Below are 18,478 nucleotides of genomic sequence, written 5' to 3'. Positions count from 1 at the left end.
GGCTATCGATTATTACCACGTCATAGTCAGCCTCGACGCTCATGATAGCATTGTGCAATCGCATGAAAAAAGGCTCATCAAGGCTGTTCTGCTTTGCTGCTTCTGTCTCGAATTCGGAGAGCATCAGCCCTCCGGGCGCGACCGATAGATTTGGGAAATATGTCTGTCTCACAACGTCACGCATCGGTATGGGATCGTTGTAGGTGATCGCGTCGTAGACAGTCTCGATATCCTGATCGAGTTCCGTCTGAAGCCCACACATAGATGTCAGTGAGGCTTGCGGGTCCAGATCGATCGCCAGCACCCGATAGCCCTGAAGCGCAAGGTAGTGAGCCAGATGAATACAAGTTGTCGACTTGGAGCTGCCTCCTTTGAAGTTCATCACTTGAATGCGCTGCAAATGTTCATCATCACGACGGCTGGGCACGTAGCGACCCGGTCTCTTGGCGTGGCTGTCCAGATCGCGCCGAAGCTGAAGGATCTCTTGTGCTGAATAGTAGCGGCGGCCACCGCGTATTTCCGATGCTTCGGGCACTTTTCCTTCGACTGTCGCTTTCCTAAGATATTGATGACTGATATCAAGAAGGTCGCAAACTTCAGTCGCGGGGAAATGTCGTAGTTGCTTTGTAGAGTCTGGAGCGTATGCAGCGAGCAAGTGTTCCTTGATCGCCATGTTCAAGCGCGTGCTGATCTCTGACGCAATATCCACGGGGGATGTCGACGCAATCGGGTTGGTCGGAATCATAGTTACCTCAATATGCTCGGTTTGGCGTTTACCGCTCTACTTTGCAGTGAGACCCGAAGAGCCGATTCATGTCAACGGTTTTTGCAATAGGCGAAGGTTTCTTAGCTAGCATTGGAGGTGGGGTGGCTTACTTCACAATTGTGAAGTGCCGCCGGATTCACGGCTGGGAATTGTTAAATTGTAATACGAAAACAGCGATAATTGCCGCCAAACATAAGTTTCATAAAAGATTGTTACGCGTGGCCTTGTCTACCAGACTATTGTTGCTTCGCGCCCCAACTCTCTTTCTCGCGGATTTGAGGCGCGCTTTCACTGCTGCAGGCGTAAGTTCCAACTCGTCGGCGATGTCATTAACACTCTTGTCCATAGCCAAAAGGCGTACTACTTCGACTTCCTTATCTGTGAGCTCAACAATCTCGGCTGCCAGATCAACGAAATTGTCAAACCACAGAGAAATACTCGACATTTCTTCGTCGGTAAACTCCCTGTCAAAGCGGGAAGCGGTAAGCATGGATTTCCGAAAACGCCTGGTTCGGCTCAATGAAGCGCCATAAATCAGCCCGTACTTTGCACTGGCACCAAATACTTTCCAGGGGTCGGGTAGTCGTATTTCCGACCATCTCTTCGTCATGGAAACCGACGACAGCGCCGCTAAGACGATCGGATCTTTGGATACATAGTTGTTCTCCATGTATTCACGCTGCCAGTCCTCATCAAACGTACTGTCATAGTATTTGAAGCCGAGGGCGGTGTAGTTGATGACCAGAGTGAAGCCAGCGTTGGCAAGACCAGCCAACCACTTTCGGTCTTCGACATAATTGCCGACGTTAGTAGGCTGCGCCACCGTAACTATGGGACCGTTAACTTTATTTGGATCGTACAAACAACCAAGCTCCAAAACATTAACACCGGGTACAACTTCAACGAGAAGGTGAAAAGGGGAAGTCCTGCCACTTATTCACCCCGCAATTGACCATAGGGCCGGGTAGGGGGGGCGATAGTTGGTGTTTTTAGCCATGAATACAACCTTTTAAGATGTGTGCACCGGCCGTCGGCCACGAACCGCTCACAACAGTGTGATAGAACCTCGATCACATTCTTAGGTTTTGTTCGTCCTCCTTGGCGCGGCGGGCCAACAGCCCCATAAAACTGGAAATCAGGTTCAGCTCGCCTCGTTCGTCGGCTTTCAGCATTCCCCGGAAGTACCCGCCTGGATTTACGACAGGGGGTTGCTTCGGATCTGACAACCGTGCGTCTGCGATCAAACCAGCAACCATAGCTCCCAAAGGTTTGAGCCGGGCGATAGCGTCTTGCCATACGGAAATGTTGGTGCCTACTTCCGACAATCGTGTCCAGGTGCCTGTCTCGATGTCATACCAAGTCGGGTTGGGGTTTTCCATCCCGCCACCAGCGATGTCGATGTGCATTCGCAGTTCCGGTGAAGCAAGCTCATAAAACAGCCTGTTGCTGATTTTGGGCAGCTTTTCGGGATTGTGTGCTTCGGAATCCGCCTCATACTTGCTTTCTAAGCAATGCGGAGGGCCGTCAGGCCCGGAGCCTGAACAATTTGGTTCCGAGGCGTTAGCCGAGGGCCTTGTTATCTCGCCATCAGCGTTACAGGACAAAATGTTATCTTCAATTTGGTCTTGTATATGACACCCGAAACCAGCTTCGGGTTCACCCGAAATATTGGTGGGTTTCTTCACAAAGGATTCGGCTCTTTTCCACAGATCATGTGCTGCCTGGACATGCGCAGCGAGGCGTTCCAGAGTCATGTACTTCAGCTTGTCAGAGCGCGGCCATGACCGAAACTCGTCCATAAGCTCGTCAGAGGCTTCAGGAGGGCAGGGGAGCGCCGCCAGAGTGGTCAAAGTGACCTTGACGTAGCGATACAGCCGCGAGCGGTCTCCACGCAGCTCGTCGTGCTGCTTCTTCTCTGCTCGATCCCGTTCCTCTGCGTCCAGCATATCAGGAATGAGGTTCAGGGCAGGGGTCAGGTAAAGCCCAAGGCCCTTGCGCTTGCATCTGGCACCATTCGCGCCAAGCCTGCGAGCCAGTAGGCCGATGCGTTCCAGCTCGCGCTCGTGGTTGTATATGGTTTTGTCTGTCAGGCCGCGCATGGCGATGAGCGTTTCCTGTTTGGCATAGCAGAACGGTTCTTGTGAAACGTCCCGAAAGGCAGTCGGAGAAATCAGGTCAATGATGATTTCAAGTGTTCGAATGCACTGCGCTGATAGCCCCATGATCTGAGCGTAGACAACGCACAGTTGACGAAACCGGTCACGGTTCCAGGCTTCGGGCAAACCGTTGTGATAGCGTGTTGTGGGCTGCGCCTGAGCCGTTGCGATGTGACGGAAACTCATGCCTGAGACCTCACACGCTGCGTCGCGCAGCAGACTTGCGCGTCATTTTGGGGGGCGTAGTTCGCCTGTTTTTTCGTTTTCATGCTCGCTTCCTCGTTCGTGAAGCAAGGCGGATCGGGCCTCAAAAGCAGGCAAAACTTTTCTGTTCGCACACATGCGTTTTTTTCTTGCCTGTCTTGTGGGAGGTAAGCTATAAATCAGGTGACCAAACGCTGATTTACAGATCCCCCCCGTAGAGGCCCCGCCTTGCGGGGGTTCTTATTTTAAGGCGCTTGGAAACTCCCTCCGATTCTCTCTGTCATATGCCTTTGACCCTACCAGCATCGGGCTTGGCCCGCTAGAAGTGGTAGGCGAGGTCTCAGTGCTCGCCTATACTTTGTGTCGGTTAATATGGGACCAGCTCGTAGCCGTAGTGTCCCATACTGTCTGTCCATTCGACGCCGACGCCACGGAAATAGGCCCCGCATTCTCTGCGCAATGGTATCCAGCTGGGCATTGGGCCTGGAGCGCCTCTGCGCCAATGGAAGTTAGCGTACTCGTCGTAAGACCCTCCGTGCATTCTTAGCCGGGCTTCGCAGGGTCCATCACGTTCTCTTTCGCGAAAACTGTAGTGTTGAACATCAAAAACGCGAATTGAACGGACAACATCGAAATCCGGTGATGAGAGGTTCACGTTTGCCGGAGTGGGCGTCAGAAGGGAAGGGGGGCCGTCTCCTTGGTTTTCCCAAGGGATACCCGTCGCAGCGAGTGGCTTCCAAACGGCTACCTGTGCAGCGCCCAATACGTTCCAGGCCTCGGCAGTATATGACACCTCTACAACTTGAAGGCTTTCCGAATTGACTGCGGGTAGTTCCGGCAATGGATTGGCGCTGTTCTCCTTGATGGCTTCGAGGCGTTGCATCGGCGAAAGGTTGGATGCGCCCGTGGCGGCTCCCATCGGACAGCGCCACAGTTGAAGCGGCGGCTCGACGGGCATGGGGGTTATGCGCCTGATGAACTCGGCGCGTGCGGCGTTGCAATCCGGATCGCTCGGCCAACCGCCGGCAAGGCAAAGGAAAATAGCGCAGTCGATAGGGTAGGCGTCGCTTTCTGTTGGTACAGCGATGGCGGACGAAGATACCAAAAGCGCGAGTTTGATTGAGTTAGACAGTTTAGTCATGGCAATCCTCTCTGATTTGGATTCATATCTTGGTTGCGAGTGACAATCTTACATCAATCGCTTAACAGATATCTTTTTGCCATCATTAGACACCTTTAGCAATCAATACTGCACTTATGATGCAAGCGCTGCCGGAAGCTCCACCCTCATGAAGGCGGCAGCTTCGGGCTCTTTGCCTTCCCATGGTATTGACCAGCGAACTTGTTCTTCGCCCGTATTCCACTTGAATACGATGCCAACGCGGTCGCGTTGTTCATTGAACAGTTCCGCAACCGGGTTGCCGCAGGTACGATTTCGAATGAGTTGAGCTGCTTGGATCTTCGGCTGTCTCGGAGCTTCGCGAACATCAGTGAAAAACGCCAAGAATGTTGAATGCTGGTCAGATACCAGGTTGCCCATGGCGCGTGGCGAAAAGCCCATCATTTTTGCCATGCGCATGAAGCTGGGCGGGCCGAGGAACAAGCAGGACTTAGCTCCTACGGACAGCAGGTACTCATTGGCCTTCAGCAAAATGTGTGGGGCGATACGGAGTTTCCCATTCGAGATAATCCGTGTCAGTTCCCACGTATCTGCGGAGACAGGGGGCGGCAAAAAGCAGAGGTTCGACGGGATGCCCTCGATGCGCTGCAGGTATGCGTCACGGATCATGTACGAGTTTGGATCTGGGCTAATAGCGCTTACGTATTCCTCTCGGTCCGTTCGGAGTAGTCGGGCACCGCCTATAACCTGTTTGTTCTTTGTATCGATAGCCAGAACGTACTTGGTCAGATGACAATCGTACTCGTCGTATTCGCACCCCGAAATGCTGCCCAGATCCCAGCCCTTTTGCTCGCAGAACACCTTGCTGCGCATCCTGTGGAACTGCTGCCGGTAGATTTCGTCTTCGCCATCACAATTGAAAGGGATGACCTTCACTTCAATTCCTGATTGCACCTTTGACTCCCGTATGTAGCGATCCTGGCAACACTCGTGCCACGGTTGAAGCATTGTTATTTGATGGGGAAAGGTGCCGTAAAGCGAAGCGAGGCACGACCTATCCTTTGGTTAGGTGGGTTATTCTTTGGTTAGGTTGGACGAATTTTGTCTTGACACTCAAAAGCCTAGAAAAAACAGGGTAAATCCCGCTCTGCCTAATTTTTGATCTCTTGCAGCAAAGTTTCTATGACGCATCAACAGTATACTATTGATTTAATCAAAATCCCCTGATAGCAATCGTTACATTATGGCTCTTAGAGACTTCATATTGGCTCAATGCCCTAGTACAGACTCCCGTGAACGAGTGGAGTCCGCAACCTATGAGAGAACTAACACCTGTGCTTTTGGAAAATGGGTTTCGGGAAGCGTTGCGGGATGGTGGAATACTGGAAATAGACTGTACCGCGCCAGTGGCCCAGTCGAAGGGCTCCATCACCGGCGAATGGAAATTCTTCGTCAGATCAAAACAAGGAGGCGAGTTCGTTCGCCAAGTCCTTGTCGTACAGAGGAACATCGAGCATCGCGTCGTCAAAACGGTGAACGGTGTTTACAATTTGGCTACCTCGCTGGGCGCGACGGTTGTTGCCATCCCGGATGTGGAGGGTGAGACCGGTGTTTGCAAGGTTGACCCTGACGCAGTGTTCGAAAACGGTTCAAGTTGACTACTCTTGGCCGCCTCAACTTGAGATTGAGGATCGCAACCGCATAAATTCTATTGGAACGGGGCCAATTGATGACCCAAGGGGGCAGGGCGCATGAAAAAGCTCCTTCTCTCTTGCGCGGTGTTGGCTGGATTGGTGGTCGCAGATCGCTACATCAGCCATACGACAAAGGTTCTGAGTGCCACAGAGGTTATCGCCGTAGACGGTGACACCATCGATCACGGGAAGGATCGGTATCGGCTGGTAGGCTTCGATACGCCTGAGACGTATCGCGCGCGATGTGCTGCCGAAAAGGCACTGGGCCTGAAAGCAAAAGCTCGGCTGGCGGAACTCATCGAGACGGCGGGCCAAATCAAGTTGGTCATTCAGCCGGACCCGGACAAGTATGGTCGTTTTCTGGCGGTCGGGCGCGTGGCTGGACAGAATGTCGGGCCTATCCTGATTTCTGAAGGTCTTGCGCGACCCTATCACGGTGGCAAGCGCCGGTCCTGGTGCATCTGAGTGGAGACTGGAATGCAGGAAAAGGAAGGAAATCAATCGAGCGAATAACGGTCCTGTCGGTTGTTGGCGCAATCGACAGGACCAGAAACACCCCAAGCCCGGGGCATTCCTCAACATCAAGAGAGAACCGTTACGATGAAGAAAACAGCAACCCTCGATGCTGCTCCTAAAAAGGACGGCAAATGCACCGGAGTCAATGCCCAGACTTCGGAATGCAATAGCGACTTCTGAGCGGTTTTCAGGGGTCCGACAGGCGTGCGATCTGCAAGCCCGAAATACGCCCCATAATCATTATTATGTAAACTATGCTGACCTATTAGTGAGAGACGAAAGGTGATCGAAATGGCCTTTGACAGTATCGAAAGCAAGATTGACAGGCGCTGGGTGCCCGCCGCTCAAAGCTTCGAGCAAGCCCGCGCTGACATTATCACTGTAATACGTTTTCTCACTGGCGAACTGTCTACCATCAAACGTGCCATGCGCGAATACTGGCTGGAAAGCGATGCCTGCGCTGCGGCCTATGGCATCGCGCTTGAGGTCTTTCACGTTCTCGATGATCTGAACTACCGGTCCGCAACGCGGCTCTATAAGAAACTGAAGTTTCACGCCGCACTCCACAAGTCGCGTTCGCCCGAGGATCTGTTCAAGTTTGCCGCCCCGGAAAAAGCTGCAGCACTGATCCACAGCCAAAGCCGGGCGGATTACGCCCGCACCTATGCAACGCTGGAATTTGGGCGCGACCTGTCCGGCCAGATCGACGCGGAAACCACGCGGGACGTGCTTTCCCGGCATGAAGCGCTGTGGTTCGTGTACCCGGATGCCACCTATCACATCCATCTGATCCGCGAAGGTATCTGGCTGGATATCACCCTGCCGTATTGCGTGGTTGATGAGCTGCGCACCGAAGTTGCTTTCGCGTCGATGATCCGGCGTGCCGAGTTGGATGCACAGGGGTTGTGACGATGAACAAGCCCGACCGCACCGCCCTCCCTGATCGTCGTCTGGCAGAAACACGCCGGGTCGAAACACCGCAAGGCCACACCGCCTTTGTGACAGTCGGCTATGACCCGGCTGAGCCGATCAAGCCCCGCGAGGTATTCTATAGCGGTGGGTTCAGATCCGGCAGTGACCTCGAATATCACCTGCATGACCTCTGCATCCTGATTTCCCTGCTGCTGCAGCATGGCGTGGTGGTGTCTTACCTGTCGCGTTCCATCGCAACCAAGCAATCCGCCCTGGGTGATGAGGAATATGCCAGCCTCGCAGGTTGGCTGGTTGCTGCTGTCAGCATCGCTCCCGCCTGGACAGACCAGTATCTTGAATCGGTAGGCGATTGGCCAAAGACGCCGTTTGAGCCCCCGGCAGATGTATTGGGGGACACCGCATGAAACGCTGCAATCCCATCACCCGCGTTCTCGCTCCTCTCTGCTTTGTCCTGACAACGCAGGCTCAGGCGCAAGGTCTGCCGGTCGCTGGTCCTGCCGCTGTGTATGAAATGCAGGCACAGGTCAAAGCCATTGCCGAATGTGTAGAGTCGGATCGCGGCAGCCTTTCCCTCTGCCTTTGTTTGGTCGGGATCGACGACAGCCAATCCGGCCCGCAACGCCTTTCCGAGATTCTGCGCTGCCTTGATGAACAGGAGGCGTTGCAATGAGTCTGTTTCTGAATGGAACACCATTGGTGGTCGATAGCGAAGAGGGGCAACGCGCCCTGACGACCGCGCACAATGCCCGCACGCGTGTTGAATGCCGCTGCCGGGTGCCCGCTCCGGAAATGTATATCGCAGCCACGGCGGGCAAGTTCATCATCAAACGTATGCCGGGCACCGGGCCGGACCACGCGATTGATTGCCCGTCTTTCCTGCCGCCCGAAGAACTGTCGGGTCTGGCACAGGTTCAGGCGTCGGCCATCACCGAAGATCCTGACGACGGCACAACCACGCTTAAACTGGGCTTCCCTCTGCGTCAAAACAACAAGAGCCGGACCGCACCGGAACAGACCGGCGCAAAACCAACAGAGGCCAAAGTCGCACCGCGCAAGCTGACGATGACAAGCGTTCTGCACTTCCTCTGGCATGAGGCTGACTTGGGCAAGTGGTATCCCAAAATGGAGGGCAAGCGGTTCTGGGGCGTGATCCACCACGCATTGCGCCGCGCCGCGGCGGCGAAGATTGTCAAAGGTCAGGACCTGTCGCGCATTCTCTACATCCCGGAATACTTCAAGCCTGACAATAAGGCAGAGATTGCGGCCAGACGGAACCGGCTCTTTGCAAACCTGCGGCCAGTTGGTCGCGGCGCCACTCCGTTTGGTCTGGTGATCGCCGAATACAAGGGCAAGGAAACGACGCCACACGGGGCACGGTTCATCTTCAAACACGCCCCCGATTGCGCGTTCTTTGCCGACAAGGACCTGTCCAAGAAATTCGACACAGCATTCGAGGATAAGCTGCGCTTTCTCGAAGCGATGGGTTCCGGTCATGCCATCGTGATCGCCAGTTTCTCCATCGCTAAGGCGGGTTATCCGGTTCTGCAGGAGATTGGCATGATGCTGGTCACAGAGAACTGGGTTCCCTTCGAAGGCTTGCGCGAACTGGATGTGTTGAACGCGCTGACCGAACAGTCCCGCGCCTTCCAGAAACAGATGCGGTTCAACCTGCCGATGGACGCGCCGATCGCGTCGGCGGTGCTGCTGGATACATCAGATCCGGTCGCCGTGTTTGTTGCCGAAAACCCCGACGATGCCGGCGCGCTGGCACTGCTCACCGAAGCCTCTGAAGAAGGCCGGTATGCGAGCTGGTGCTGGTTTGATGATGGGCTGATGAGCCCGTTCCCGGATCGTGGCGCGTCCCCCTCCAAAACCCACTCACGGATGCCGGAGGGGGGCGCTGCCGGTCATAGTGTGAGGCCATCACCGGCAGGCGAGCACAGCGTATCGGGCGATGAACGCGACACGATTTGGGATAGCCCCATTCTCCCCACAGGAGCAAACGACCATGGCTAGAGCGACATTCCTAACTCTTGCTTTTCTATCGACAGTAGCAGCCCCGGCATTCGCTCAGAATGACGAGGCTGCGGTTTGTGCGGGTCGCGATGGCCCGATTTTGAGTGGAGGGCGCTTGCTTTGTGTGACCGCCCCCGCCCGCACCTGCCTGGAACCGTCATTCCGGGCGGGTGCAATGGTTTGCCTCAGATATGAGGATGGCGGCGATGCTGAACAGATCGTCGCCCGTAACGCAAGCCCGCGCAGCAAAGGCGAATGGGCCGATGAAGCAGAGCGCGCCGCCAAACGCCATGGTGTTCCGGTGCCGCTGTTTCATGCGCTGGTCCATCAGGAAAGCCGCTGGAATGCCAATGCGGTCAGCCCAAAAGGCGCGCTGGGATTGGCGCAACTGATGCCGCCGACAGCCGCAGCCCTTGGCGTCGATCCGCATGACCCGGTGCAAAACCTCGATGGCGGCGCGCGGTATCTCAAAGCCATGTTCCTGAAGTTCGGCACGTGGCGGCTGGCGCTGGCCGCTTACAACGCCGGGCCCAAGGCCGTTGAACGCTATGAAGGCGTCCCACCCTACTCGGAAACCACCCATTACGTCGCAACCGTTCTCGAAGGGGCCGGGCTTCCGCCCGACGCCTGAACACCTCAATCCAAGGAGACTATCTATATGAAACGTAACCCTCAAAACGTCGCAATGATGACCTTGCTGGCGTTCATTGCATTCAGCAGTCCGGCTTTGGCACAGGAATTGTTCGCCGCCCCTGTGTCGCTCCTGACCCAGATCCGCACCTTTGTAACCGGGCCCAATGGTATTCTGCTCGGTGGCGCTGCCATTGCGCTGGCCGGCATCTCGGCCGCCAGCCCGCGTGTGCCGGTCACATGGGGCCATTTCTTTGTAATCATCGTCGTGCTGGGCATCTTCTACGGTGCGTTTGGCATTGCCGCTGCCATTCAGGGTTTTGCGGGCTGATGAGCGACGACAACCGCATATTCCAGGCGATCACCCGGCCCTCTGAACGGGCCGGGATGCCGATGACGTTTCACATTGTGGCAATCAGCATCCCCCTGATGACGTTCATCATGACCCAGGGCTTTTTGGGCTTCTGGGGCTTGCTGGCAATCGCCCCGTCTTATGCCGCCGCCCGCTGGATTGTGAGCGTCGATCCGTACCTGCCGGATCACGTCGCCACCATAGCGGACTGCAAACTGTTCACCACAAACAAGCCCTTCTGGGGCGGCAATTCCTACGCCGGAGATTGAGCCGATATGAATATGCACCCTGAGATTCAAAAGGTCATGCCTTCCGCGCGCCGCGCCGCCCGAGAGGTGCCGGCCACCACGCATATCCCGTTTGTGCGTTTCCTGTCGGATGGGACATTCACCACCCGCAACGGTGATCTGGTGGCGGTGTTGGAACTCAAGGGCTTCATCCACGAAACTGCCGACCGGGCGGCCATCAAGGCCGCGAATGATACGCTCGCCCGGCTTGCCTCCAGCTTTGAAGATAACCGGACAGCGTTCTATAGCCATATCATCCGGACCAGAATCCAACTGGCCGACACACTGCCGTCCGTGAGCGAACCCGCCTTTTCTGCAGAGCTCGACAAGCACTATCGTGCCCAGCTGGACCAGGACGAGACTTATCAGCTGCGCCACTTCCTGACGATCGTCCGGCGCCCTTACACCAGCGGTAAGCGGCTGCTGGATGCGGGGTTGCGGTCTCTGCGCTCGGCGACAACAGATCCGGCCACCAGCGCCGCACGCGAAAAGAACCGCAAAGCCCTGCATGTGGCCGCAGAACAGGCCATGCGGGATCTGTCCGTGTTCGGCGCGCGCAGGCTCACGGGATCAGAGGCGGATCGCAGCCGCACGCTGTCTTTCCTCTCGATGCTGCAAAGCGGGATTTGGCAAAAGGCCCCGTCCGTCTGGACCCATTTGGCCGATGCGGTGCCAAACGGGCGCATCACGTTCCGCAAAGACCATGCTCACAACCTGTCGCCGGGCGGGGACAAGGATCGTTTTGGGGCCATCTTTGCGGTCAACGCTTATCCGCAACGGTCCAAATACTACATGTTCGATGAGCTTCTTGGGGAACGCTGCGAGTTCATCGCAACCCAATGCTATGCACCGATGGACCGTGTATCGGGCGGCACCAAGATCCGCGACGCCGAACGTGGCATGAAAGATGCCGGCGATGAAGCGGAAACCCTGCAGAAAGACTTGAAAGAGGCGCGCGACGCGGTTGCCTCCCGCGCCATGTCCATTGGGCGGCACCACATCACAGTCGCAGTGCTGGGGAATACCCGCGAAGAACTCGAAGACGCGGCCACGCGGGTGAATTCATGTCTGACCGGCGCGGACCTGCGCACCCGGCGCGAGGACATCGGGTTGGAAGCGGCCTGGTGGGCGCAGCTGCCCGGTAACTTCGCCTATCAGACTCGCAGCAAAAAGCGCTTTGTGTCCGACAAGAACTTTGCCGATTTCGCAAACCTGCATTCCTGGCCGACCGGATCGCGGGAAAGACTGCGTTGGGGTGGGCCTGTGGCGGCGTTCCGGACGCTGGGCGGTACGCCTTATTGGTTCTCGTTCCACCGCGAAGGGTCCGACAAATCCAAGGGACCAGGAACCACGGCCATCTTTGGGGCGACCGGTGAAGGCAAAACGCTGCTGGCAAACTTCCTGATGTCCTGCTGCTACCGCCTGCCCGAACACCCGCATCTCATAGCCTTTGACAAGGATCGTGGGTCAGAGACGTTCATCCGGGCGATTGGCGGCACATACCTTCAGTTGAAATCCGGCATGAACCTCGGCTTCAACCCGTTTGCTGTTGCCACCGATGAGATTGGGATCGAATGGCTTGAGGGCTTTATTCAACGCCTGACCGGCGCGGAAAAACTCACCCCAGAGCAAGAGCGCCGGATTGCGACCGGCCTGCGCCGCCTGTCATCGGGTGATCCCTCTTTGCGCACGTTCTCGGATTTTGCCGACACGTTGCGGTCTGTCGATGATGCGGGCGCGCCCGTCCAGCTGCTCGATGCGCTGAGCAAGTGGTACGGGACCGGAAGTCGCGCCTGGCTGTTCGACAACCCGCAAGACAGTTTCAGCCTCGATCAGTCGGTAACCGCCTTCGACATGACGGCACTGCTGAAAGCGTCGGATATTCGTCTGCCCCTGCTGGACTACCTGTTTTACCGGATCGAGCGCAAACTGGCCGAAGGCAAGCCGCTGATTATCATGGTTGATGAGGCGTGGGCCCTGTTTGACGATCCGCGTTTTGGACCGCGCATTCAGGACTGGATCAAAACCATCCGGAAGCTGGATGGCATTCTGGTGTTCATGACGCAGGAAACGTCGGATGCGGCCAAATCCTCTATTTCGGACACGCTGATCCAGTCGACGGAAAACCGCATCTTCTTTGCCAACCCCAAGGCCGACCGCAAAACCTATGTGGATGCGTTCCGGCTGACGGAAGCCGAGTTCAACGCTGTTTCGTCCATGCCACCCAAATCCCGTCTGACACTCATCAATGACGGGAACGGATCGGCCGTGGTCTCGACGCGGCTTGATCTTCCCGAGCAATTCTACCGGGTGTTGTCTGCCACCGGCGACAGCGTGGCCGAGATGGACCAGCTGCGCGCCGAGCATGGCGAGGATGGCTGGCTGGATGCCTTCATGACCCCCAAAGCCCCACAGGAGACCTCCCAATGATCCGCACATTCGTTCTCGTCGCACTTGGCCTGCCCCTGCTGGGCGCCTGCACCATCACTGGTGATGTGGTCGATCCGCCCCGCGAATTGAAGGCCAATTGCAACATCGCAGACGCAGATCCGGTCCCGCAGACCGGCCTTGCCACCACCCCGCCGCTCAGCATCGGCAAAATCTGACCCCTCCCCTGAAAGGAAAAGACAATGAAGACCATCTTCAAAAGCACCGCCGCGGTTGTTGCCCTTGCACTGGCCGGATTCGTCGGGACCGCCGGCACAGCCCAGGCTCAGGGCGTACCAACCTTCAGTGCAGCGGAACATGCGGAGCTGATCGCGCTGCTCAATTCCAGCGGCGAAATGGTCGGCTTGAACACCGAAATCCTGGATAATGCCGCGCTGCAGCTGCAGGAGCTTCAGGAGCAATTGCGGCAGGCACGTGAGACGCACAATGCGATCACCGGCGCACGTGATACGATCAGCAGTCTGTTCGACGGCGATATCACCCCGCGCAAGCTGTCTTCGTCCCTGTCCAGTCTGTCCAAGACCGGCACTTCGGTGAACAGCCGCCTGAGCAGTTACATGGAAGAACTGCGGGTCGATTTTCAGCCGCTGACCGGATTGCGGGTCTTTGGACGCTCCGCAGAAGATCCCGGCACGAAATCGCACGACCTGCTCAGCGGCTCCAGCATCGCAGGTCTTGCGATCGCCGAGGAGGGCTTTGCCGGAGCTGGCGAAGCGATGGAGCGTTATGACGGCTATCGTCAGCAGATTTCCGCGACCGACGATCTGAAAGCTAGCGTCGACCTGAATACCCGCATAGCGATTGAGAACGGCATGATGCTCGCCACTCTGCTGCAGACCCTCTCTGCACAAGGCCAGCTGGACGCTGCAATCGTAAACCAGCGCCTGCGCGGTCAGGATATCCTCGCGCGCCAGGCGTACAGACCTGAAGGATCAAACTGATGCGCTTTACCACAAACACCCTCCTCATCGCAGCAACCGTCGCCACTCTGGCGACGGTTCAGCCCGGCACCGCCCTCGCGGATCAGGCTCCAATGACCCCCGATGAAAAGCGGGAAAAATCACGCTTGTTGGATGCCAAACGCGCTGCGCGAATTCAAAGAAGAGCGAAGGTCTGGGCCACATATGCCGAAAACTGTGAAGCAGCCTTCGCAGATGGCAGGCCCATGCCTGAGAAAGATCTTCGCATTACTGAGGAATTGGTGGTTGGCGACGACTTGTTGAAAATGACCAGCGAGGAACTCTCGGAGCAAATGGGGCTCGGGTCTGACGCCTTCAGAGCAGCGGGCGCAGCAATCGTTGATTGCGAGCGCAAGTATGCCAAGAAAAGGAAAGATGGATCATGAGTCTCAGAGATTTCCTCGTCGACACTGATCAGGCTTTTGACGACCTCATCACCGGGGGTTCGCAGCGCGTATTTGAGGCGCTGGCGACCCCCAGCGGCGAGTTTCTGACATTGCTTGCCGGGGCTGCGCTGGCGGTCTGGGCGGTCACGGCAGCGTATCGGGGCAGCTTCTCGCTTGACGGTTTTATCACCTTCGTTTTCCGGTTTTCCTTGTTCTATCTGGCGGTTTCAGGCGGGGCGCTCTGGACCCGGTTCATTTTTCCTTTCATCACTCAATTCCCCATCAATGTCGGCAATACGATCATCGGCGAGTTTGGCGGACGGGGGGATGCAGGGGGTATTGCGACCGCCTTTGCCAATTTCGCTGAAACGTCGTTCGACAATATTACGATTGCCTTGCAATCATATGGTGTATCCGATCTTTTTTCGAGCGAAGGACAGGGCGTTTTTCTGATGGCAGCGCTGGCGGCTCTTGCGATCCTTGCCATGATTATTATCGCCCTTGCCTTGCTGGTATCTTCAAAAGTCTTGTTGGCGATTTTGATTGCCATTTTCCCGGTCCTTGCGGTCTGGGCCTATCTTCGAAGCACCGCCGAGATCTTCAACGGCTGGGTACGCGGCATTACCATGCTGCTTCTGTTCCAGGTCCTGCTCTTTGGCGTCATGGGCATAGCACTTGCTGCCTCTGCGGGCACTGCTGACGCGGTTACTGCCGGCATTGAGTCCGGAGCTAACATCCCATTGGAAATGATAAAGCTGGCGAGTATCAGCGGGATTACAGCTGCATTGCTGCTCGTTTGCCCGATGATCGCACAGCGGATCGGCGGTGCGGCGATCAATCTGGGTGAATCCCAGATCAAAGGTGCGGGCATGGCCGGCATGAAACTTCTCGGTGGTCGACTGACAGGTGGTGGCTCGGGTGGCGACAACCTGGGCGGCGTTTCCAATCAACGCGCAAGCGCTGCGAATGAAGCCGATCGACCCTCTGCGGCCGAGATCAACAACCAACGCATTCAGGATGCCGTAAGACGCGGGGCTGAACGCATGGCCGAAGACAGCCGACGGCGCAGAAGCTGATCAAAACCCCATAAAAACAATGGCGGGCTGGCCCCGCAACAGACGAGGAGTCACCAGATGCAACACGCAGCAGCAGATTTGAGACCCGACCCGCTCAATCCTGACGGGCCATATCAAGGTTCGCCCGTGCCCGACACAACCACCTTCCACGAGGGCCACGACCGCTGGGAAGATGAGATGTACCTGTCGATGCGGCGCCGGGCCCGGATGGCCTATATCGTCGGCGGGATCGGCGCGCTGATCGGCGTCATGGGCGTTGCGGCCGTCATGGGGCTGGCTCCGCTCAAACAGGTCGTTCCCATCACAATGACAGTCGACAAACATACCGGCCTGGTCAACGTGGAATCCCGTCTGGGTGATCTGACGCTGGACGATGATGAGTATGTCACGCAGGCGCTGTTGTTCCAGTATGCCCGAGACCGGGAAACCTATGACGCACACGATCAGCGCGCCCGGCTGACCGATGTGTACCGGCGCACCTGTGGTGGGGCTGCAGAGGATCTGGCTGCGCTCTACAACGAGGACAATCCCAACAGCCCTATGAACATTTACGGCAGCTTTGGCCGGGTGGATGTCCGCATTCGGTCTGTCACGCTGAACGCCGGCAATTCGGCCACGTTGCGCATCACAAAAAGCGCGCGCCAGCAACAGGGCGCTCCGGTCGCAACGCGGAATTTCGTGGTGACGATGGGATACGAATTCGACCGCACCGGCAACATGACGCTGGAAGAACGCTGGGAGAACCCGACCGGCTTCTGCGTGAACACTTACCGCTTGGATGAGGAGGCTCGTTAATGCTTCGCTTGATTTTAACTGCTGCCGTGATGCTGGCCGTGGGCGCTGTCTCGGTATCAGCGGAACAACAAGGGCGCGGCACGCGTACCGATGGCCGCATCCGGACACTCAACTACCATCCCGACGACGTTTACAAGATCAACGCCTATACCGGCTACGCCACCACGTTCCAGCTGGAAGAGGGTGAGGTGATGGTTGATGAAGTTCGGGGTGATCCGAAGACCTGGGACTTCATCCCCAACACCGCACTGGACGGGTTTGTAATCAAGGCGAAATACGCCACGCCGCAGGCCAGCAACCTTATTCTGGAAACCAACCTGCGGACATATGTGTTCCTGCTCCACGCCCACAAGGGTGGTGCGCCCGGAAATGTCGGGTTTCTCTACCGGTTCAACTATCCCGACCGGAAACGGGGGTACAAACCGCGACAGGCCGGAAACATCCAAGCGGCCTTCAACACCACCGGGCGCCCTGCCAATTTGCAATACAGCGCGGGCGGCGACAGGTTGCTACGCCCCGAAGTGGCCTTCGACGATGGGCGCAAGACCTATCTGCGCCTGAAACATCAAAGCGTGCGGCCTGCTGTTTTTGCGATGGATGCGCAGGGGCGCGAGCGACTGGTCAATTCAACGGATCTGGCGGACGGCACCATTGTCGTGACGGGGGTTTATCCGCGTCTGGTTCTGCGCGACGGGCCTTACGTGGTCTGTGTGTTCAATATCCCCCTCTATGAAATCGACCAGAACCGCGACCCGAATAAGCCGCGCAGGGTTTCGTCGTCCACGTCGCAACGCAATTCACGCAAAGCTGGGGAGAACCGCTGATGTCTGATCAAAACAAATTGCTTGAGAACCGCATCGAGGGTTCTGGTGAAGAAAAGCGCGGCCCGAATCTGCCCATGATCCTTGGCATTGGGGCACTTGTCGCTTTTGTTGGGGCTGGAATCTGGATTAACGTTGGCGGCGGGGAAGGCGGCCGCCGTGCCGGTATCATTCCGGAAGTAAATGAAACGCCGGACCCTCGCCGTCAGGGTGGCACTCTGTTTGGGACCGTACCGACAGAACCAATGCCTGAAGCTGAGCCACAGGCAGATCCGCGCGTGGCTTTGCTTGAGGCTGAGCTGGCCGAATTGCGGGAAATGATTGCAGCTGCACAGGCCCAGGAGCCGGAGACTGAACCAGCCGCTGAAGCAACTGGTCCGGATCTGGACGCGGCGGCCCTCGCAGCGCTCGAAAAACGTGCAGATCGTCAGGAAGAGACGCTCAATGCGTTCCTGAAGAAACTGGAAGAGGATCGGCGTGCAGACGAACGCCGGCAACGGGAATTGCTCGCGCGGATTCAAGCGAACCGGCCCATCACCGAGCCAGGTCAAACGCCGGAAACCGCATCAAATGGTGACGCAGAAGCCCAACGCCTGGAAGCGGCCCGCAAGGCCGAGGAGGAACGTCTGGCACAGCCGCTGAGCAACAGCCTTGGCGGCGGCGGTTCTGCAGCAGCTGCACGCAAGAACAATAGCACGGGCAACGAGTTCCTTGATGCCGCCGCGTCCCGTACCGTTCAGACAGCGCGCGCCTCACAGCTGAAAGATGTGCATCGTCTGGTGACACAAGGCTCGGTGATTCCGGCTGTGCTTGAAACAGCGATCTCGTCTGACCTGCCCGGGGAATTGAAGGCGACCATAAGTCGGGACGTGTGGTCAGCTGATGCAACCACGATCCTGATCCCCAAAGGCTCAACGCTGATTGGTGAATACTCGTCGGATATCTCCCTCGGCCAGCGCCGTGTACTGGTGGCCTGGAACCGGGTCATCACAACCGACAAACGTTCGGTCATGATCGGGTCGCGCGGCGTCGATAGCCTCGGCCGGGCCGGTTTGACAGGCAATGTTCAGCACCATTTTGGCCTCAAGTTTGAAGCGGCGTTCTTCATCTCGATCTTCTCGGGGATTTCCAGCTTCGGCAATCGCACTCTGAGCGACAACGATCTGTCGACCGGAAGCGATGGCTTTGCGGATGCCGGCCAGGATGCCTTTGAAGAGTACCTGTCGATCCCGCCAACGATCTGGGTGGATCAGGGCGAGAATATCAACGTGTTCGTGTCGCGGGATCTTTACATGTGACCCCTCAGAAACCGGCTTCGG

22 protein-coding genes are annotated in these 18,478 nt (G+C 56.9%); 17 read left to right on the top strand and 5 right to left on the bottom strand.

What is annotated here, in order from left to right; all coding sequences use genetic code 11:
* The 5 genes from ACR0CR_RS19605 to ACR0CR_RS19585 all read right to left on the bottom strand — a co-directional run.
* Positions 1 to 745 (bottom strand): AAA family ATPase (locus tag ACR0CR_RS19605; protein WP_480602481.1); only part of this gene is annotated, 745 nt, incomplete at its 3' end.
* A gap of 220 nt (positions 746 to 965) precedes the next feature.
* A complete protein-coding gene (locus ACR0CR_RS19600) occupies positions 966 to 1,628 on the bottom strand; it encodes a helix-turn-helix transcriptional regulator (protein WP_480602478.1) in 663 nt (220 codons plus the stop codon).
* A gap of 208 nt (positions 1,629 to 1,836) precedes the next feature.
* Positions 1,837 to 3,108, bottom strand: a complete 1,272-nt coding sequence (locus tag ACR0CR_RS19595) for a helix-turn-helix domain-containing protein (protein ID WP_480602475.1) — start codon at positions 3,106 to 3,108, stop codon at positions 1,837 to 1,839.
* A 385-nt stretch (positions 3,109 to 3,493) separates the two neighbouring features.
* Positions 3,494 to 4,267, bottom strand: a complete 774-nt coding sequence (locus tag ACR0CR_RS19590; RefSeq protein WP_480602472.1) for a hypothetical protein — start codon at positions 4,265 to 4,267, stop codon at positions 3,494 to 3,496.
* Positions 4,268 to 4,381: 114 nt separating this feature from the next.
* Positions 4,382 to 5,200: an acyl-homoserine-lactone synthase gene (locus ACR0CR_RS19585; RefSeq protein WP_480602470.1), complete on the bottom strand. Its 819-nt coding sequence runs from the start codon at positions 5,198 to 5,200 to the stop codon at positions 4,382 to 4,384.
* Between the two features lie 362 nt (positions 5,201 to 5,562).
* Between ACR0CR_RS19585 and ACR0CR_RS19580 the strand changes: the two genes are divergently transcribed.
* From ACR0CR_RS19580 to ACR0CR_RS19500, 17 genes are all read left to right on the top strand, one after another.
* Positions 5,563 to 5,904 carry a hypothetical protein gene (locus ACR0CR_RS19580; protein ID WP_480602467.1) on the top strand — a complete coding sequence of 114 codons (342 nt, stop codon included), beginning with the start codon at positions 5,563 to 5,565 and terminating at the stop codon, positions 5,902 to 5,904.
* Positions 5,905 to 5,997: 93 nt separating this feature from the next.
* Positions 5,998 to 6,405, top strand: a complete 408-nt coding sequence (locus tag ACR0CR_RS19575; RefSeq protein ID WP_480602464.1) for a thermonuclease family protein — start codon at positions 5,998 to 6,000, stop codon at positions 6,403 to 6,405.
* Positions 6,406 to 6,747: 342 nt separating this feature from the next.
* Positions 6,748 to 7,365, top strand: a complete 618-nt coding sequence (locus ACR0CR_RS19570) for a hypothetical protein (protein WP_480602461.1) — start codon at positions 6,748 to 6,750, stop codon at positions 7,363 to 7,365.
* Positions 7,366 to 7,367: 2 nt separating this feature from the next.
* The gene (locus tag ACR0CR_RS19565; RefSeq protein WP_480602458.1) at positions 7,368 to 7,793 is read left to right on the top strand and encodes a TSCPD domain-containing protein; all 426 of its coding nucleotides are present in this window, start codon (positions 7,368 to 7,370) and stop codon (positions 7,791 to 7,793) included.
* Positions 7,790 to 8,059, top strand: a complete 270-nt coding sequence (locus tag ACR0CR_RS19560) for a hypothetical protein (RefSeq protein ID WP_480602455.1) — start codon at positions 7,790 to 7,792, stop codon at positions 8,057 to 8,059. The genes ACR0CR_RS19565 and ACR0CR_RS19560 overlap by 4 nt, the downstream gene beginning before the upstream one ends.
* The gene (locus ACR0CR_RS19555) at positions 8,056 to 9,405 is read left to right on the top strand and encodes a DUF1173 family protein (RefSeq protein WP_480602452.1); all 1,350 of its coding nucleotides are present in this window, start codon (positions 8,056 to 8,058) and stop codon (positions 9,403 to 9,405) included. The genes ACR0CR_RS19560 and ACR0CR_RS19555 overlap by 4 nt, the downstream gene beginning before the upstream one ends.
* Entirely contained in the window at positions 9,398 to 10,036 is a 639-nt protein-coding gene (locus ACR0CR_RS19550; protein ID WP_480602449.1) for a lytic transglycosylase domain-containing protein, read from the top strand. Before ACR0CR_RS19555 ends, ACR0CR_RS19550 begins: the two co-directional genes overlap by 8 nt.
* Before the next feature lie 27 nt (positions 10,037 to 10,063).
* A complete protein-coding gene (locus ACR0CR_RS19545) occupies positions 10,064 to 10,366 on the top strand; it encodes a TrbC/VirB2 family protein (protein ID WP_480602447.1) in 303 nt (100 codons plus the stop codon).
* Complete coding sequence (locus ACR0CR_RS19540; protein ID WP_480602445.1) at positions 10,366 to 10,656, top strand: VirB3 family type IV secretion system protein; 291 nt, start codon at positions 10,366 to 10,368, stop codon at positions 10,654 to 10,656. The genes ACR0CR_RS19545 and ACR0CR_RS19540 overlap by 1 nt, the downstream gene beginning before the upstream one ends.
* Before the next feature lie 6 nt (positions 10,657 to 10,662).
* Positions 10,663 to 13,104: a VirB4 family type IV secretion/conjugal transfer ATPase gene (locus ACR0CR_RS19535; protein ID WP_480602442.1), complete on the top strand. Its 2,442-nt coding sequence runs from the start codon at positions 10,663 to 10,665 to the stop codon at positions 13,102 to 13,104.
* A complete protein-coding gene (locus ACR0CR_RS19530) occupies positions 13,101 to 13,280 on the top strand; it encodes a hypothetical protein (RefSeq protein ID WP_480602440.1) in 180 nt (59 codons plus the stop codon). Before ACR0CR_RS19535 ends, ACR0CR_RS19530 begins: the two co-directional genes overlap by 4 nt.
* 24 nt (positions 13,281 to 13,304) lie before the next feature.
* Complete coding sequence (locus tag ACR0CR_RS19525; RefSeq protein WP_480602438.1) at positions 13,305 to 14,063, top strand: type IV secretion system protein; 759 nt, start codon at positions 13,305 to 13,307, stop codon at positions 14,061 to 14,063.
* 92 nt (positions 14,064 to 14,155) lie between these two features.
* A complete protein-coding gene (locus ACR0CR_RS19520; RefSeq protein WP_480602436.1) occupies positions 14,156 to 14,467 on the top strand; it encodes a hypothetical protein in 312 nt (103 codons plus the stop codon).
* Positions 14,464 to 15,543 (top strand): type IV secretion system protein, encoded by a 1,080-nt coding sequence (locus tag ACR0CR_RS19515; protein WP_480602433.1) that lies wholly within the window; start codon positions 14,464 to 14,466, stop codon positions 15,541 to 15,543. Before ACR0CR_RS19520 ends, ACR0CR_RS19515 begins: the two co-directional genes overlap by 4 nt.
* Positions 15,544 to 15,600: 57 nt before the next feature.
* Positions 15,601 to 16,338 carry a VirB8 family type IV secretion system protein gene (locus ACR0CR_RS19510; RefSeq protein ID WP_480602431.1) on the top strand — a complete coding sequence of 246 codons (738 nt, stop codon included), beginning with the start codon at positions 15,601 to 15,603 and terminating at the stop codon, positions 16,336 to 16,338.
* A complete protein-coding gene (locus tag ACR0CR_RS19505; RefSeq protein ID WP_480602429.1) occupies positions 16,338 to 17,162 on the top strand; it encodes a TrbG/VirB9 family P-type conjugative transfer protein in 825 nt (274 codons plus the stop codon). Before ACR0CR_RS19510 ends, ACR0CR_RS19505 begins: the two co-directional genes overlap by 1 nt.
* Positions 17,162 to 18,457, top strand: a complete 1,296-nt coding sequence (locus ACR0CR_RS19500; RefSeq protein ID WP_480602426.1) for a TraB/TrbI/VirB10 family type IV secretion system protein — start codon at positions 17,162 to 17,164, stop codon at positions 18,455 to 18,457. The genes ACR0CR_RS19505 and ACR0CR_RS19500 overlap by 1 nt, the downstream gene beginning before the upstream one ends.
* Positions 18,458 to 18,478: the final 21 nt, after the last annotated feature.

This window comes from Ruegeria sp. AM2 (genome assembly GCF_056540685.1).
The sequence above is the reverse complement of the archived record's forward strand: the minus strand, read 5'-3'. Positions and strand labels throughout refer to the sequence as shown.